The organism is Pseudomonas entomophila (assembly GCF_029193575.1).
Lineage (GTDB): Bacteria > Pseudomonadota > Gammaproteobacteria > Pseudomonadales > Pseudomonadaceae > Aquipseudomonas > Aquipseudomonas entomophila_G.
The window spans coordinates 1-16,938 of record NZ_JARGCS010000012.1 but is presented as its reverse complement, the minus strand read 5'-3'; the positions used below and the strand labels follow the sequence as shown (position 1 = coordinate 16,938).

The following is a 16,938-nucleotide window of genomic DNA, read 5'->3' as shown; positions in this document are numbered from 1 at the left end:
TGGGTGAAATGCTTTCCCGACTCTGGCAACCGAGTTGCCAGCAACCCTGACCATTGGTACGTCTTAGAAAAAGAGAACTAATGCTATGAAACGGATTCTTCTGGGTACTCTGTTCACCGCGGTCTCCATCAACGCCATGGCCGAAGCGCCCGGTGGCCCGAACTGCGGCTGGGGCAACCTGCTGTTCGAAGGCCAGCGCGGCACGCCGGCGCACTTCCTGGCGTCCACCACCAACGGCACCTCCGGCAACGCCACCTTCGGCATGACCTCCGGCACCAACGGCTGCTCCACCAAGGGCGCCCTGACCTATGGCGGCAAGTCCTGGCTGGCCATGAACGGCACCATGAACGAGCTGTCCGAGGACATGGCCCAAGGCAAGGGCGAAGCCCTGACCACCTATGCCGTGGTCCTGGGCGTGGCGCCTGAAGACCGGGCCTACTTCTCCACCGTCACCCACGAGCACTTCCAGCAGATCTTCAGCAGCGCCGACGTGACGGTCGACTCCGTCCACGCCAACACCCTCGCTGTGCTCAAGAGCGACCCACGCCTGGCCAAGTACGCCACCGAGGCTTGAGCCCTCCCCTTCCCGCCCCGGTATCGGGGCGGGATTCGCTCGCCCACCCACCGGCATCGTTCAGACGTAGTTGCCCGATATGCTCAAACGCTTCGCTTACCTGGCGCTCTGCGCCTGCGCGCCCCTGCATGCCGCGCCGTTGCTGGATGACGCGCGCCTGCAACAGTTGGCCGCCACCCGCTACTGGATCGCCCTGGGCCACTACGAGCCGGCCAAGCTCGGCGGCTGGCGCAGCTATGTGGACGACCGCAACTTCTTTCTCGCCGACGACGGCGCGCACCACCCCGACCAGGAGCTGCGGGCCACCGTCGAAGCGCTGTACGCCCCGGCCACCCTGGGCGACAAGCACGCCCAATGCGTCTTTCCGGCGCGCACCCGCTGGCTGCGCGAACAGCTGCGATTGACCGACCTGCCGCAGCCGAACTGCGAGGAGTTCACCCGCTGGTACCAGGACGTCGACCCGCACAGCGCGGTGATGATCTTCCCCGCCGCCTACCTGAACAGCCCGTCCTCGATGTTCGGCCACACCCTGCTGCGCATCGACAAGGCCGACACCGCGCGCAACGACACCACGCTGCTGAGCTACGCGATCAATTTCGGCGCCTACATCGAAGGCAGCGACAACAGCATCCTCTACGCCTGGAAGGGCTTGATGGGCGGCTACCCCGGCCTGTTCGCGATGATGCCCTACCAGGAAAAACTCTCCGAATACCGCAGCCTTGAGAACCGCGACCTGTGGGAATACCAACTGGACCTCACGCCCGAGGAAACCGGGCGCATGGTCGAGCACGTATGGGAGCTCAAGCAGATCCAGTTCGACTACTTCTTCTTCGACGAGAACTGCTCCTACCGCCTGCTGGAGCTGCTGCAGGTGGCGCGCCCGAGCCTGGACCTGACCTCGCAGTTCCCGCTCACCGCCATCCCCACCGACACGGTCAAGGCGGTGAAGCAGTCGGGGCTGGTCTCCGACGTGCGCTACCGCCCGTCCCGCGAGCGCGAGCTGCTGGCCCGCGCCGAGCCGCTGGACCACGCCGAGAAGCAGCAGGTGCTGGCCATCAGCGCCGACACCGCGCAACTGCAAAGCCCTGAATTCACGGCCCTGCCGCGCGAGCGCCAGGCCCTGGTGCAGGACACCGCGTACCGCCTGGAACGCTACCGCGCCACCGGCCAGGAGCGCGACCCGGCCCAGGCCAAACGCAGCTTCGAGCTGCTGCGGGCGATCAACCGCAACCCGCCGCCGCCGCTGAACATCGAACGCCCGGGCCTGCCCGAGGACGGCCACCAGTCGCGTACCTGGCAATTGGGTGTCGGCACCCGTGAAGACCGCGCCTTCGCCGAATACGGCCTGCGCATGGCCTATCACGACCTCAACGACAACGCCTACGGCTTCCCACTCGGCGCGCAGATCGAGATCCTCCAGCTCAAGCTGCGCCAGTACGAAGGCAACGACTGGCAGGTGCAGCGCCTGGACCTGGCCACCATCCGCTCGCTGACCCCGCGCAACGAGCTGCTCAAGCCTTGGTCGTGGCAGGTGGCGGGGGGCCTTGAACGGGTGCCGGGCAAGCATGACGACGAGGTGCTGGTCAGCCACATCAATGGCGGCGGTGGCGGCACCTGGCAGCTGGGCGACGAGCTGCTGGGCTTCGCCCTGGGCACCCTGCGCGTGGAGCACCACAACGACTTCGCCGAGTTCATCTCGCCGGCGGCCGGCTTCAACGGCGGGCTGCTGTGGCGCAACCCGCTGGGCAACCTCACGCTGGAAGCCAAGGGCGATTACTTCACCAATGGCGAGGTGCGCCGCAGCCTGAGCCTGAACCAGCAATGGGAGATATCCCGCGACCTGGGCCTGCGCCTGAGCGCCAGCCGCCAGTTCAGCCACCTGGCGACGGCGCAGAACGAGGTGATGCTGGAGTTGAAGTGGTACCACTACTGAAAACCGTGCGCCGCGCCCACAGGACGGGGCGGCGCGTTCCTTGTGCGCAATCCTTCGACAGCGTTTTGACATCGCAGCAACAATCCACCGCCTAGACTTTTCTCAACCCCCAGAGGTTTGTGGATATGTCTCGGTCTTGGCTCGTCTTGTGGATAACCCTGCTCCTGGCGGGCTGCCAGTCGACCCATGAACAGATGCTCAACGACGGGTATCCACCCGCCTACGCCGACGGTTTCCAGGACGGTTGCAGCAGCGGTCGCCAGGCCGCGGGGTTGATGGTCGGCGACTTTCGCAAGGACGTGCCGCGCTACCTGCGCAACCGCCAGTACGAAAGCGGCTGGGACGATGGCTTTCGCCAGTGCCACGCCATGCAGCGCAGCGAAGACCGGCGCGAGTACCGCGAACGCTACTGGGACGAACGCGACCGCGACTGGCAACAGGAAAAGGACCGCGACGCCGCCCGCGCCTACCGGCGCAACTAGGTCGCAAACAGACATCCGCTGAAACCTGCGACCTGCCACCATGGTCTTCTGCCAACAGGAGGCCATCATGAGCCGAGCGTTCGTCAACGAGGACCAGGCCGCCGCCCAGGCCAGCCAGCCGGTGGAGCGGCGGGTCAGCGACCAGCCCAACTACGTCACCGCCAGCGGCCTGGCCCAGTTGCAGCAGCGCCTGGCCGAGCTGAATCGCCTGCGCGCAGCGCTGCAGGCCCAGGGCGAACGCGCCGACAAGCAGCAACTGGCCGACATCGAGCGCGACCTGCGCTATTTCAGCACCCGTGTGCAAAGCGCACAGGTGGTGCCGCCCGCCACCTCGCGGGACAAAGTGCAGATTGGCAGCAAGGTCAGCTTCATCGATGAACAGGGCGGGGAACACACCGTGCAACTGGTGGGCGAAGACCAGGCCGACGCCGCGCGCGGGCTGGTGAACTGGGGCTCGCCCCTGGGCCGGGCGCTGCTGGGCGCCAAGCCTGGGGACGAAGTGTTGTGGCGACGACCGGCGGGCGATCAGACGATCGAGGTCATCGCCATCCAGGGGGAGAACTAGCGCTCAGCGCTGCTCCCATCGCGGGGCGAGTCGGATCGCCGCACCGCCGTCCCCACAGGTTCACCGCTGACCATCAACGCGACGCAGTACCTGTGGGGGCGGGCTTGCCCCACGATGGCGCCAACCCGCCCGCCCGCCTTACACCACGCCTTGCGCCAACATCGCATCCGCGACCTTCACGAACCCAGCGATGTTCGCGCCCTTCACATAGTTCACCCGCCCGTCGGCCTCCTCGCCATGCACCACGCAGGCATGGTGAATCGACTGCATGATCGCGTGCAGCTTGCTGTCCACCTCACCGGCGGTCCACAGCAGACGCATGGCGTTCTGCGACATCTCCAGCCCCGACACCGCCACGCCACCGGCGTTGGAGGCCTTGCCCGGCGCATACAGGATGCCCGCGTCGATGAAGATATCAACAGCCTCAAGGGTGGTCGGCATGTTGGCGCCCTCGGCCACGCAGAGACAGCCGTTGCGCAGCAGGGTGCGAGCATCCTCGGCGCCCAGTTCGTTCTGTGTGGCGCACGGCAGGGCGATGTCGCACGGCAGGCTCCACGGCGTCTGGCCCTTGCGGAACTCCAGGCCGAAGCGCTCGGCCAACTCGCTGATGCGCCCGCGCTTGACGTTCTTCAGGTCCATCAAGGCATCCCACTGCTCATCGCTCAGGCCAGCCTCGCAGAACAGCGTGCCTTCGGAGTCGGACAACGAGATCACCTTGCCGCCGAGGTCCATGACCTTGCGCGCGGCATACTGGGCCACGTTGCCGGAGCCGGAGATCGCCACGCGCTGGCCGTCGATGCGCTTGTCCTGGCGCTTGAGCATTTCCTCGGCGAAGTACACGCAGCCGTAACCGGTGGCTTCCGGGCGGATCAGGCTGCCGCCATAGGTCATGCCCTTGCCGGTCAGCACCGAGGTGAACTGGTTGGCCAGGCGTTTGTACTGGCCGAACAGGAAGCCGATCTCGCGGGCACCAACGCCGATGTCACCGGCCGGCACGTCGAGGTCGGCGCCGATGTGGCGGTACAGCTCGCTCATGAACGCCTGGCAGAAGCGCATCACCTCGGCGTCACTCTTGCCCTTGGGGTCGAAGTCCGAACCGCCCTTGCCGCCGCCCATGGGCAGCGAGGTGAGCGAGTTCTTGAACACCTGCTCGAAGGCCAGGAACTTAAGCACGCCCAGGTTCACCGACGGGTGGAAGCGCAGGCCGCCCTTGTAGGGGCCGATGGCGCTGCTCATCTGGATGCGGTAGCCACGGTTGACCTGCACCTTGCCCTGGTCGTCGACCCACGACACGCGGAACAGCACGGCACGCTCCGGCTCGACCATGCGTTCGAGGATGCCGGCCTGCAAGTAGTGGGGGTTGGCTTCGAGGAAGGGCCAGAGGCTGCGCAGCACCTCTTCGACGGCCTGGTGGAATTCGGGCTGGGCAGGGTCGCGTTGCTTGAGGCGCGCGAGGAAGTGGTCGACGGATTCGATCATGGTAGACATCTCACCAAGAGGGATTGGACTTGTTGGTTTTTTCTGGAATGTACCAAGAAGCCATCGCACCAGAACAGGGCGAAATGTCGTTTTTATGAAATTTATTGGTGCATTTTTATAAGTGTATACAGATTAGCCTGTATCGGCCCTGTCGCGGAGCAAGCCTTCTACCACCGCGCTAATGGACGGTGGAGCACCTGCAGGAGCGCGCTTGCCCCGCGATAGGGCCAGTATGGCAGGCACAAAAATGGGGCCTGCGAAGGCCCCATTCCTGTGCATCAAACTGGCGTATTACTGCGCCAGTTTCTTGTGCCGTACCCGGTGCGGCTGGGCAGCGGCATCGCCCAGGCGTTTCTTGCGGTCGGCTTCGTACTCGGTGTAGTTGCCCTCGAAGAACACCACGTTCGAGTCGTCCTCGTAGGCCAGGATATGCGTCGCCACACGGTCCAGGAACCAACGGTCGTGGGAGATCACGATGGCCGCGCCTGGGAAGTCCAGCAGGGCTTCCTCCAGCGAACGCAGGGTCTCGACGTCCAGGTCGTTGGACGGTTCGTCGAGCAGCAGGACGTTGCCGCCCTCCTTCAGGGTCAGGGCCAGGTGCAGGCGGCCACGCTCACCACCGGAGAGGTCCTTGACGAACTTCTGCTGGTCACCGCCCTTGAAGTTGAAGCGGCCGACATAGGTGCGCGACGGGATCTCGTAGTTGCCGATGCGGATCTGGTCGGAACCGTCGGACACCTGCTGGAACACGGTCTTGTTGCCGTCCAGGTCTTCGCGGCTCTGGTCGACGCAGGCCAGTTGCACGGTCTCGCCGATCTCGATGCTGCCCGAGTCCGGCTGCTCCTTGCCCATCAGCATGCGGAACAGGGTCGACTTACCGGCACCGTTGCCCCCGATCACGCCGACGATAGCGCCTTTGGGCATGGAGAACGACAGGTTGTCGATCAGCACGCGGTCGCCATAGCCCTTGGAGACGTTCTTGAACTCGATGACCTTGTCACCCAGGCGCGGGCCGGCCGGGATATAGATCTCGTTGGTTTCGCTGCGCTTCTGGAATTCCTGCGACTGCATTTCCTCGAAGCGTTGCAGACGGGCCTTGGACTTGGACTGGCGGGCCTTGGCGCCTTTGCGCACCCACTCCAGCTCCTCTTTCATGGCCTTCTCGTGGGCGCTCTGCTGCTTGGATTCCTGCGCCAGACGATCCGACTTGGCCTCCAGCCAGCCCGAGTAGTTGCCTTCGTACGGGATACCGGCGCCGCGGTCCAGTTCGAGGATCCAGCCGGCGACGTTGTCGAGGAAGTAACGGTCGTGGGTGATCGCCACCACGGTGCCGGGGAAGTCATGCAGGAAGCGCTCCAGCCAGGCCACCGAGTCGGCGTCCAGGTGGTTGGTCGGTTCGTCCAGCAGCAGCATGTCGGGGGCCGAGAGCAGCAGGCGGCACAGGGCCACGCGGCGCTTCTCGCCACCGGACAGGTGCTCGACCTTGGCGTCCCATGGCGGCAGGCGCAGGGCGTCGGCGGCGACGTCCAGCTGGCGCTCCAGGTTGTGGCCGTCGGAGGCCTGCAAGATGGCTTCGAGCTTGGCCTGCTCGGCGGCCAGCTTGTCGAAGTCGGCGTCGGGCTCGGCGTAGGCGGCGTAGACCTCGTCCAGGCGAGCCTGGGCGTCCTTGATCACGCTGACCGCTTCCTCGACCACTTCACGCACGGTCTTGTTCGGGTCCAGCTGCGGCTCCTGGGGCAGGTAGCCGACGTTGATGTCGGGCATCGGGCGGGCTTCGCCGTCGAATTCCTTGTCGACGCCCGCCATGATCCGCAGCAGGGTCGACTTACCGGCGCCGTTCAGGCCGAGCACGCCGATCTTGGCGCCCGGGAAGAACGACAGGGAAATGTTCTTGAGAATCTCCCGCTTCGGCGGCACGACCTTGCTCAGCCGATGCATGGTGTAGACGTATTGAGCCAAAACCAAGCCCTCTAATCAGATAGGTGAAGACATCGACGCTCGCCCTGGCGCAGGCCAGGGCGATGTGTGTGTGCGGGGTGTCGTTGAACAAAGGGGGCCATTCTACGCCAAGTCGTGGCGTTGCACAGGTGATGCGGATGGCAGGGGTGTAGGCTGCCCCGCGATGAGGCCGCCGCAACGATCAGACGTGCCGTTGCCGGGCCTTGCCCCGTGGCAGCCGCGAGGTGCTGCCCTGCTCGGCCAGGCGCGCCGCCCAAGCCGACTTGACGCTGAAAGCGCCCGTGCGGGCCGGGGTTTCGACGGCCTTGCCAGCAGGCCTTTGCCCGGGTTTGCTGGCCGACGTGGGCTCGGCCTTCAGCGCCACAGGCGCCGCCGCGGCGGGCTCGGCCGCCGCCTTGGCCGACTTGCGCAACTCAGCCAGCGACGGGCTTTTGCGCACCGCGGTGGCCTCAGGCTTGACCAGCGACCGCTGGCAGGATTTGCAGGATACGTCGTCGGCCACGGCAGTGCTGACCAGGGTCTGACTGCTACGCCCACAGGCGGAATCGAGGCCATTGGTGGAAAAATGGGTAACCAAACCGTACATCTCCGATGCGTTGACTATGAAGCGGGCGGCATTCTCGCACAGGAGCCAGGGGCTTGCCGAACCCCCATGACCGACCACACTGTTCCCGCACCGACACACGGACTGGCACTTTGCCATAATTGAAGGCATGCTAGCCGCCTTCGTACGTCCGGCCGTATAGTGCACCCAGGCGGCGTGCCCCAGGGCTTTGTACGAAAAGTGCCTGCGCGACTTTTCGTACAACCCCCTGACAGCGGCACACCTGCGAGATGATCCGACACCTGCCATCGCCAGCCCAATCGCAGGACCGACGCTTGACCAACTTCACTCAACCGCCCCCCTCGCGCGCAGCCGCGCCCGCCACGGCCCTGCGCGGCTCGCTCAAGGGCGCGCTGGCGCTGCTGGCGTTGGTCTTGCTCGGCCTTTTGTTGTGGCAACTGTTCGCCCAGTTCCGCCACACCCAGGCCGACCTGCGCCAGCAGAGCCTGGCGGCGAGCGCGGAACTGGCCGACCACCTGAGCCTGAACATGGCCCTCAAGGCCCAACTGGCGCTGAACGTGGTCCAACCGTACACCCGGCCTCCCGCCCCGGCGGCGCTGCCGGCCCTGCTGAACACGCTGCGCGAACGCCTGCCGAGCCTGCGCGACATGGCCTGGCTGGACAGCAGCGGGCGCATCGCCCGCGACAGCCTCGACAATGCGCCAGACAGCGCGCTGATCGACGAACTGGTGCGCCTCGACCAAGGCCGCCCGTACTTCTTCGCCAATGCCCCCGGCAACGGCCGGGTCTACCTGCTGCTGCGCCAGACGGCCGAACAGGACCGCGGCTACTGGCTGCTGCGCCTGTCCAGCGACTACTACCATGAACTGACCCTGAAGCTCGACGGCCCGGCCCACCCGCTGTGGGTTCTGGAAAACGTGCGCACCGGCGAAGTGCTCGACCGCCGTGGCACGAGCTGGCAGAACGTCGGCCCGCTGCAGAGCGTGATGCTGGCGTTCATCGACAACAGCAACTGGCAGTTGCGCGGCCTGTTCGACGCGGGCCTGGCCCAGGAAAAACTGCTCCCGGCGCTGATCGGCAAATGCATGCTGGTGCTGTTCTGTGCCCTGCTGCCGGTGCTGGCGCTGATCAACATGCGCCGCCGCCAGCGCGCATTGCAGGAAGACCGCCGGCGTTACCAGGAAATCTTCGAAGGCACCGGCGTGGCACTGTGCGTGCTCGACCTGTCCAGCCTGCCCGGACAGCTTGACCGCTACCACCTGCGCAACCACGCCGCCCTGCGCCACAGCCTGGCGCTTGACCCAGGCCTGCGCCGTACCTTGCTGCAAGAGCTGAAGATCACCGAAATCAACCAGGTGGCCCGCCAACTGCTCAACGTCGAGGGCAACGAAGGCGCCTGGCAGCGCCTGTTCGAGGGCAGCGGCGAGAGCATCGGCGCGCAACTGCTGGACGCGTTGGTCGAGCAACGCGCGCTGCTGGAGTTGGAGGTACGCCTGCCCGCGCCGCTGGGCGGCGAGTTGCACCTGTGGCTGATGGCGCGCCTGCCACAGCAACGCCGTGACTTCCAGGCGGTGATCCTGAGCATCAGCGACATCACCAGCCGCAAGCAGGTGGAGCTGTCGCTGCTCGAGCGCGAGAGCTTCTGGTCGGACGTGGTGCGCACCGTGCCCGACCAGCTCTACGTGCAGGACGTGCAGACCCGGCGGATGATCTTCAGCAACCGCCACCTCGGCCAGGCCCTGGGCTACGACCGCAGCGAACTTGCGCAGATGGGCGAGCACTTCTGGGAGCTGCTGCTGCACGCCGAGGACGCAGAGCACTACCGCAGCCTGCGCCAGCAGCAACGCGACAGTGGCCACAGCCAGTCGCTGCACTGCCAACTGCGCTTCCGCCACCGTGACGGCACCTGGCGTTGCTACGACATTCGCGAGCAGGTGCTGACCCGAGACAGCGACGGCCAGGTGGTGCGCATCATCGGGGTGGGCAAGGACGTCACCGTGCAGATCGAGGCCAGCCAGTCGCTACGCGACAGCGAGCAGCGCTACCGCATGCTCGCTGAAAGCATCAGCGACGTGATCTTCTCCACCGACAACCAGTTGCGCTTCAACTACGTCAGCCCCTCGGTGCAGACGGTACTGGGCTACCAGGCCGACTGGATCTTCGAACATGGCTGGCAATCGATCATCGCCAACCCGGCCCAGCTCACCGGCATCTACAACCTGATGGAGCGGGTCAGCAAGGCCCTGGGCGATCGCGAACAGTTGCGCCAGCTGCGCAGCCAGCTGACCACCCAGCTGTTCCTGTTCGACTGCCTGCGCGCCGATGGCCGCAAGATCCCCATCGAGCTGCGCCTGGTGCTGGTGTGGGACGAGCACGAGCGTTTCGAGGGCGTGCTCGGCGTGGGCCGCGATATCAGCCAGCAGCGCCGCGCCGAGAAAGACCTGCGCATGGCCGCGACGGTATTCGAACATTCTACCTCGGCGATCCTCATCACCGACCCGGCCGGCTACATCGTCCAGGCCAACGAAGCGTTCAGCCGGGTCAGCGGCTACGACGTCAGCGAAGTGCTCGACCAGTTGCCCGGCATGCTCACCGTCGACGAACAGCAGGACGCCCACCTGCGCTACGTGCTCAAGCAACTGCAACAGCGTGGCACCTGGGAGGGCGAGGTATGGCTCAAGCGCCGCAGCGGCGAGCATTATCCTGCCTGGGTGGGCATCACCGCGGTGCTCGACGATGAAGGCGACCTGGCCAGCTACGTGTGCTTCTTCACCGACATCAGCGAGCGCAAGGCCAGCGAGCAGCGCATCCACCGCCTGGCCTACTACGACGCCCTGACCCACCTGCCCAACCGCACGCTGTTCCAGGACCGCCTGCACACCGCCCTGCAGCAGGCCGAGCGGCACAAGGCCTGGGTGGTGCTGATGTTCCTCGACCTGGACCGTTTCAAGCCGATCAACGACTCCCTGGGCCACGCCGCCGGCGACCGCATGCTCAAGGACATGGCCGAACGCCTGCTGGCCTGCGTCGATGGCGACGACACCGTCGCGCGCATGGGCGGCGACGAGTTCACCCTGCTGCTGCAACCACGCGCCAGCCGCGAGATGGCCTTGAACCGGGCGATTCACGTGGCCGAGAACATCCTCGCCAGCCTGGTGCGGCCGTTCGTGCTGGAGAACCGTGAGTTCTTCGTCACCGCCAGCATCGGCATCGCCCTCAGCCCGCAGGATGGCAGCGAACTGAGCCAGTTGATGAAGAACGCCGACACGGCGATGTACCACGCCAAGGAGCGTGGCAAGAACAACTTCCAGTTCTACCAGGCCGACATGAACGCCAGCGCCCTGGAGCGCCTGGAGCTGGAAAGCGACTTGCGCCACGCCCTGGAGCAGAACGAGTTCGTCCTCTACTACCAGCCGCAGTTCAGCGGCGACGGCAAGCGCCTGACCGGCGCCGAGGCGCTGTTGCGCTGGCGCCACCCGCGCCGTGGCCTGGTGCCGCCGGGCGACTTCATCCCGGTGATCGAGGAACTGGGCCTGGTGGTGGATGTCGGCGACTGGGTGCTGCGTGAAGCCGCCCGCCAGCTCAAGGCCTGGCACAAGGCCAAGGTGCGGGTGCCGAAGGTGTCGGTGAACATCTCGGCGCGGCAGTTCTCCGACGGCCAGTTGGGCACGCGCATCGCCACCATCCTCGAGGAAACCGGCCTGCCGCCGGCATGCCTGGAACTGGAACTGACCGAGAGCATCCTGATGCGCGAGGTCAACGAAGCCATGCAGATCCTCGACAGCTTGAAGAACCTGGGGCTGAGCATCGCGGTCGACGACTTCGGCACCGGCTACTCGTCGCTCAACTACCTCAAGCAGTTCCCAATCGATGTGCTGAAGATCGACCGTACCTTCGTCGACGGCCTGCCCGAGGGCGAGCAGGACGCGCAGATCGCCCGGGCGATCATCGCCATGGCCCACAGCTTGAACCTGGCGGTGATCGCCGAGGGCGTGGAGACCCACGAGCAGCTGGAGTTCTTGCGCGAGCACGGCTGCGACGAGGTGCAGGGCTACCTGTTCGGACGGCCGATGCCGGCGAACCAGTTCGAGGCGCAGTTCAGCAACGAGACGTTGTTCATGTTCCAGTGACGCGCCTGCAAGGGACGCGCGCCAGGCCAGCAAGCGGGCAGGCAAAGGATGAATTCCATTGGTCCGCGACATGACGCCACTTCATATGCCAGCCCCCAGGCAATGGGTTAGAATGCCCACCCAATTCAGCCCCGATCCTTGAGGACCGCCATGTTCAGCCGTGATTTGACCATTGCCAAGTACGACGCCGAGCTCTTCGAAGCCATGCAGCAAGAAGCCCTGCGCCAGGAAGAGCATATCGAGCTGATCGCTTCGGAAAACTACACCAGCCCCGCCGTCATGGAAGCCCAGGGCTCGGTGCTGACCAACAAGTACGCCGAAGGCTACCCGGGCAAGCGCTACTACGGCGGTTGCGAGTACGTCGACGTGGTCGAGCAACTGGCCATCGACCGTGCCAAGGAACTGTTCGGCGCCGACTACGCCAACGTCCAGCCGCACGCCGGTTCCCAGGCCAACGCCGCGGTCTACCTGGCCCTGCTGTCGGCCGGTGACACCATCCTGGGCATGAGCCTGGCCCACGGCGGCCACCTCACCCACGGCGCCAGCGTGTCCTCCTCCGGCAAGCTGTACAACGCCATCCAGTACGGCATCGACGCCAACGGCCTGATCGACTACGACGAAGTCGAGCGCCTGGCTGTCGAGCACAAGCCGAAGATGATCGTCGCCGGCTTCTCGGCCTACTCGCAGGTCCTGGACTTCGCCCGCTTCCGCGAAATCGCCGACAAGGTCGGTGCCTACCTGTTCGTCGACATGGCCCACGTGGCTGGCCTGGTCGCCGCCGGCGTGTACCCGAACCCGGTGCCGTTCGCCGACGTGGTCACCACCACCACCCACAAGACCCTGCGCGGCCCGCGCGGTGGCCTGATCCTGGCCCGCGCCAACGCCGACATCGAGAAGAAGCTGAACTCGGCGGTCTTCCCAGGCGCCCAAGGCGGCCCGCTGGAGCACGTCATCGCCGCCAAGGCCATCTGCTTCAAGGAAGCCCTGCAACCTGAGTTCAAGGCCTACCAGCAGCAAGTGGTGAAGAACGCCCAGGCCATGGCCTCGGTGTTCATCGAGCGCGGTTTCGACGTGGTTTCCGGTGGCACCCAGAACCACCTGTTCCTGCTGTCGCTGATCAAGCAGGAAATCTCCGGTAAGGACGCCGACGCCGCCCTGGGCAAGGCCTTCATCACCGTCAACAAGAACTCGGTGCCAAACGACCCACGTTCACCATTCGTCACCTCGGGCCTGCGCTTCGGCACCCCGGCCGTGACCACCCGTGGCTTCAAGGAAGCCGAGTGCCGCGAGCTGGCCGGCTGGATCTGCGACATCCTCGCCGACCTGAACAACGAAGCGGTGATCGATGCCGTGCGTGAGAAGGTCAAGGCCATCTGCAAGCAGCTGCCGGTGTACGGCAACTGATTGGCGAATGCCTGATGTGAAAAAGCCCGGCCTCGATGCCGGGCTTTTTTGTACCTCAGTTTCGCCGCCCCTGGCGGTTCATCGTGGGCACCACGAAGACCTTCCGGCTGCGGCTTGCGGCTCAGGCCAACTATCTTGTCGAGCCCATTCGCGGTTACCTGCCGCCGGACTACGCCAAGGAAGTCATCATGCCTACCCACAGACAACAATCATTCCTCGCCACCCTGTGGCTCGGCCAACGCCCCCTGCACAGCCTGGATGCGCTGCTGGGCAAGAAGGCCTGGGTCAACTGGTTCGGCGGCGCGGGGGTACTGCCGCAACTGGTCAGCACCGTTCGCGACGACTCGCACTTGCTCAGTTGCCAAGCCGGGGTCAGCGACCAGGCCATGCTGCTGTACTTTCGCCATACGCCGACCGGCTACCGCCTGTACGTGCGTGAAAAGGGCCAGCACTTCGGCAAGGGCGTCAAACTCACCAATGATGGGTATCTCGGTGCGTTCAGCAGCGAGACAAGCGCCCCCAGCGCGCTCGAACTGCGAACCCCCCAGGGGCAACGTGTCAGCTTGAGCGACCTGGACGCGGACACTCACCCGGTCACCCTGTTCCACGACGGCGCAAGCATTCGCAGACGTCGAGTGGAAGGGTTACCGTATGAGTACGTGGGTACCGACAAAGGTGAGCCGCAAACCTGGAACCTGCACATCAATAGCCGCAACGTTCCTTGGCTCAACGCCCCCTACGAGCAATGAGTCAACGACAAAGCTGCTCGAACGCCTCACGGATGCGGGCTTCGGGCAGCTCGTCGGCAATGAACACCAGTACGCTTTCCCGTGGCTCATCCACCCGCCACTCGGCATCCCAGTCGAAGCCATACAGCTTGAGCACGCCCTGGAACACCAGCCTGCGCTCCTCGCCAGCGATGTTCAGCACGCCCTTGTAGCGCAGCAGTTGCTTGCCATGGCTTTCCAGCAGTTCGTTCATGAAGTCGCTGAGGCGGTCGATGTCCAGCGCGGTGTCGGTGCGCAGCACCAGGGTGGCGATGCGGTCCGGGGTAGCGGGTTTGAGCAGCGGGCGCAGGGTCGGCTTGAGGCTGCCGCCCAGGTCCGGGTTGAGGTTGAAGCCACGCACGTCGAGCAGCTCGGCCAGGTCGATGCGGCCATGCTCGACCACCCGCTGGGCCGCACGGCGATTGATACGCGCCAGGCGCTCGCCAAGCGCCTCGACCTCGGCCGGTTCGACCAGGTCGGTCTTGGACAGCAACAGGCGGTCGGCGAAACCCACCTGGGCCTGGGCGATGGCCTGGGTCAGGTGCAGGTCGGCGTGCTTGGCGTCCACCAAGGTGATGATGCCATCGAGGATGTAGCGCTCACGCAGTTCCTCATCGATGAAGAAGGTCTGCGCCACCGGCGCCGGGTCGGCCAGGCCGGTGCACTCGATCACCAGGCGATCGAAGGCGATCTCACCGGCATCGAGGCGTTCCAGCAGCAGGAACAAGGCGCGGGTCAGGTCGCCGTGGATGCTGCAGCACACGCAGCCATTGGCCAGGGTCATGACCTGCACGGGTTCGTCGCCGAGCAACTGGCTGTCGATGCCGGCCTCGCTGAATTCGTTCTCGATCACGGCGATCTTCAGGCCGTGTTCGGCCTTGAGCATGTGCTTGAGCAGCGTGGTCTTGCCGGCGCCGAGAAAGCCGGTGAGCACAGTGACGGGAATGGGCGTTTGCACGCGGGTGCCTCCATGAAGCCGAAAATGAAAGTGGGAGCCCGGCTGGGCTCCCACAGGTTCATGCATTGCGCAGGGTCAACAACACTTCGGGCCGCCCTTGCCACCGTAACGGGCTTCCTGGCGCTCGCGGAAGAACGCCTCGTAGCTCATCACCGGCTTGTCCGGGTGCTTGGCCTGCATGTGCGCGACATAGGTGTCGTAGTCGGGCATGCCGACCATCAGGCGGGCGGCCTGCCCCAGGTATTTACCCAGTCGACCCAGGTCGTTGAACATCACGGCACTCCTCTTTCGATCACGCGTCCGGCAGGGCCTGGAACGGGGTTTCCTTGTCGCTGCGCTCCTTGCGGCCCAAGGCGGCGATGCCAACCTTGATGGCGAAGAACAGTACGCTGAACACCACCACCAGGAACAGTACCGTCAGGCCGGCGTTGGTGTAGGCGTTGAAGATCACGTGCTGCATCTGGCCGATGTCCTTGGCCGGGGCCAGTACCTGGCCGGCATCCAGCGCGGTGCTGTACTTCTTGGCCAGGGCCAGGAAGCCGACGGCCGGGTTCGGGTCGAACAGCTTGATCAAGCCGGCGGTGGTGGTGCAGATCAGCAGCCATACCGCCGGCAGCAGGGTCACCCACACGTAGCGCTGGCGCTTCATCTTGATCAGCACCACGGTGCCCAGCATCAGCGCGATGCCCGCCAGCATCTGGTTGGAGATGCCGAACAGCGGCCACAGGGTATTGATGCCCCCCAGCGGGTCGATCACGCCCTGGTACAGCAGGTAGCCCCAGAGGGTCACGCAACCCGCGGTGGCCAGCAGGTTGGCGCCCCACGACTCGGTGCGCTTGAGCGCCGGCACGAAGCTGCCCAGCAGGTCCTGCAGCATGAAGCGCCCGGCACGGGTGCCGGCGTCCACTGCGGTGAGGATGAACAACGCCTCGAACAGGATCGCGAAGTGGTACCAGAAGGCCATGGTGTTCTCACCCGGCAGCACCTGGTGGAGGATCTGCGCGATGCCCACCGCCAAGGTCGGCGCACCGCCGGCGCGGGCCAGGATGGTGTGCTCGCCGATGTCGCGGGCGGTCGCTTCCAGTTGCTCGGGGGTGATCAGGAAGCCCCAGCTGCTGACGGTGTTGGCCACCGACACCACGTCGGCGCCGACCACTGCGGCCGGGCTGTTCATGGCGAAGTACACGCCCGGCTCGATCACCGAGGCGGCGACCATGGCCATGATGGCGACGAACGACTCCATCAGCATGCCGCCGTAGCCGATGTAGCGGGCGTTGGTTTCGTTGTCCAGCAGCTTCGGCGTGGTACCCGAGGAGATCAGCGCATGGAAGCCGGACACCGCGCCGCAGGCGATGGTGATGAACAGGAACGGGAACAGCGTGCCCTTCCACACCGGGCCCGTGCCGTCGGTGAACTGGGTCAGGGCCGGCATCTTCAGCTCGGGGGCGAGGATCAGGATGCCGATCGCCAGGCCGACGATGGTGCCGATCTTCAGGAAGGTCGACAGGTAGTCACGCGGCGCCAGCACCAGCCACACCGGCAGCACCGCGGCGACGAAGCCGTAGCCGACCAGCATCCAGGTGATCTGCACGCCGGTGAAGGTGAACGCCGGGCCCCACACCGGGTCGGCCGCGACCAGGCCGCCGGCCCAGATCGACAGCAGCAGCAACACCACGCCGATCAGCGAGATCTCGCCGATGCGGCCCGGGCGGATGTAGCGCATGTAGATGCCCATGAACATGGCGATCGGGATGGTCGCCATCACCGTGAACATGCCCCACGGGCTTTCGGCCAGGGCCTTGACCACGATCAGCGCCAGCACCGCGAGGATGATGATCATGATCAGGAAGCAGCCGAACAGGGCGATGGTGCCGGGGATGCGGCCCATCTCCTCGCGCACCATGTCGCCGAGCGAGCGACCGTTGCGGCGGGTGGAGAGGAACAGGACCATGAAGTCCTGCACCGCGCCGGCCAGCACCACCCCGGCGATCAGCCACAGGGTGCCGGGCAGGTAGCCCATCTGCGCGGCGAGCACCGGGCCCACGAGCGGGCCGGCGCCGGCGATGGCGGCGAAGTGATGGCCGAACAGGATGTGCTTGTTGGTCGGGACGTAGTCCAGGCC

General features: G+C 65.5%; 13 protein-coding genes. 7 read left to right on the top strand and 6 right to left on the bottom strand.

The annotated features are described in order from the left end of the window. The first annotated feature begins 85 nt into the window (after positions 1–85). The 4 genes from P0Y43_RS04840 to P0Y43_RS04825 all read left to right on the top strand — a co-directional run bounded on the left by P0Y43_RS04840 (position 86) and on the right by P0Y43_RS04825 (position 3,554). Positions 86–574, top strand: a complete 489-nt coding sequence (locus tag P0Y43_RS04840) for a DUF3015 domain-containing protein (protein WP_275636171.1) — start codon at positions 86–88, stop codon at positions 572–574. A 79-nt stretch (positions 575–653) separates the two neighbouring features. Continuing rightward, complete coding sequence (locus tag P0Y43_RS04835) at positions 654–2,507, top strand: DUF4105 domain-containing protein (RefSeq protein ID WP_275636170.1); 1,854 nt, start codon at positions 654–656, stop codon at positions 2,505–2,507. A gap of 125 nt (positions 2,508–2,632) precedes the next feature. Continuing rightward, a complete protein-coding gene (locus tag P0Y43_RS04830) occupies positions 2,633–2,989 on the top strand; it encodes a hypothetical protein (RefSeq protein WP_275636169.1) in 357 nt (118 codons plus the stop codon). Positions 2,990–3,056: 67 nt separating this feature from the next. Beyond that, a complete protein-coding gene (locus P0Y43_RS04825) occupies positions 3,057–3,554 on the top strand; it encodes a GreA/GreB family elongation factor (RefSeq protein WP_275636168.1) in 498 nt (165 codons plus the stop codon). 138 nt (positions 3,555–3,692) lie between these two features. On the opposite strand, the gene gdhA is transcribed toward P0Y43_RS04825, so the two are convergent. The 3 genes from gdhA to P0Y43_RS04810 all read right to left on the bottom strand — a co-directional run bounded on the left by gdhA (position 3,693) and on the right by P0Y43_RS04810 (position 7,569). Next, on the bottom strand, positions 3,693–5,033 hold the full coding sequence (gdhA, locus tag P0Y43_RS04820; protein ID WP_275636167.1) for an NADP-specific glutamate dehydrogenase: 1,341 nt from the start codon (positions 5,031–5,033) through the stop codon (positions 3,693–3,695). Positions 5,034–5,324: 291 nt separating this feature from the next. Continuing rightward, on the bottom strand, positions 5,325–6,992 hold the full coding sequence (ettA, locus tag P0Y43_RS04815; RefSeq protein WP_275636166.1) for an energy-dependent translational throttle protein EttA: 1,668 nt from the start codon (positions 6,990–6,992) through the stop codon (positions 5,325–5,327). A gap of 181 nt (positions 6,993–7,173) precedes the next feature. Beyond that, positions 7,174–7,569, bottom strand: coding sequence for a hypothetical protein (locus tag P0Y43_RS04810; RefSeq protein ID WP_275636701.1), 396 nt, complete (start codon positions 7,567–7,569; stop codon positions 7,174–7,176). 257 nt (positions 7,570–7,826) lie between these two features. Between P0Y43_RS04810 and P0Y43_RS04805 the strand changes: the two genes are divergently transcribed. The 3 genes from P0Y43_RS04805 (at position 7,827) to P0Y43_RS04795 (ending at position 13,840) form a co-directional block, all read left to right on the top strand. Next, complete coding sequence (locus P0Y43_RS04805; protein ID WP_275636165.1) at positions 7,827–11,687, top strand: sensor domain-containing protein; 3,861 nt, start codon at positions 7,827–7,829, stop codon at positions 11,685–11,687. A gap of 150 nt (positions 11,688–11,837) precedes the next feature. Beyond that, positions 11,838–13,091 carry a serine hydroxymethyltransferase gene (glyA, locus tag P0Y43_RS04800; RefSeq protein ID WP_275636164.1) on the top strand — a complete coding sequence of 418 codons (1,254 nt, stop codon included), beginning with the start codon at positions 11,838–11,840 and terminating at the stop codon, positions 13,089–13,091. 188 nt (positions 13,092–13,279) lie between these two features. Next, positions 13,280–13,840, top strand: coding sequence for a hypothetical protein (locus P0Y43_RS04795; RefSeq protein ID WP_275636163.1), 561 nt, complete (start codon positions 13,280–13,282; stop codon positions 13,838–13,840). A gap of 1 nt (position 13,841) precedes the next feature. Here P0Y43_RS04795 and yjiA read toward each other — a convergent pair whose 3' ends face one another. The 3 genes from yjiA to P0Y43_RS04780 all read right to left on the bottom strand — a co-directional run. Beyond that, complete coding sequence (gene yjiA / locus P0Y43_RS04790) at positions 13,842–14,816, bottom strand: GTPase (protein ID WP_275636162.1); 975 nt, start codon at positions 14,814–14,816, stop codon at positions 13,842–13,844. 75 nt (positions 14,817–14,891) lie between these two features. Then, positions 14,892–15,089, bottom strand: coding sequence for a YbdD/YjiX family protein (locus P0Y43_RS04785; protein ID WP_275636161.1), 198 nt, complete (start codon positions 15,087–15,089; stop codon positions 14,892–14,894). A gap of 19 nt (positions 15,090–15,108) precedes the next feature. Next, on the bottom strand, positions 15,109–16,938 hold a 1,830-nt coding region (locus P0Y43_RS04780; protein ID WP_275636160.1), incomplete at its 5' end, for a carbon starvation CstA family protein.

Bases quoted from the DNA above. Each gene is read 5' to 3' on its own strand.
- P0Y43_RS04840 (WP_275636171.1), top strand. From the start codon at position 86: ATGAAACGGATTCTTCTGGGTACTCTGTTCACCGCGGTCTCCATCAAC.
- P0Y43_RS04825 (WP_275636168.1), top strand. From the start codon at position 3,057: ATGAGCCGAGCGTTCGTCAACGAGGACCAGGCCGCCGCCCAGGCCAGC.
- P0Y43_RS04785 (WP_275636161.1), bottom strand. From the start codon at position 15,089: ATGTTCAACGACCTGGGTCGACTGGGTAAATACCTGGGGCAGGCCGCC.
- P0Y43_RS04795 (WP_275636163.1), top strand. From the start codon at position 13,280: ATGCCTACCCACAGACAACAATCATTCCTCGCCACCCTGTGGCTCGGC.
- glyA (WP_275636164.1), top strand. From the start codon at position 11,838: ATGTTCAGCCGTGATTTGACCATTGCCAAGTACGACGCCGAGCTCTTC.
- gdhA (WP_275636167.1), bottom strand. From the start codon at position 5,033: ATGATCGAATCCGTCGACCACTTCCTCGCGCGCCTCAAGCAACGCGAC.
- P0Y43_RS04830 (WP_275636169.1), top strand. From the start codon at position 2,633: ATGTCTCGGTCTTGGCTCGTCTTGTGGATAACCCTGCTCCTGGCGGGC.
- P0Y43_RS04805 (WP_275636165.1), top strand. From the start codon at position 7,827: ATGATCCGACACCTGCCATCGCCAGCCCAATCGCAGGACCGACGCTTG.
- P0Y43_RS04835 (WP_275636170.1), top strand. From the start codon at position 654: ATGCTCAAACGCTTCGCTTACCTGGCGCTCTGCGCCTGCGCGCCCCTG.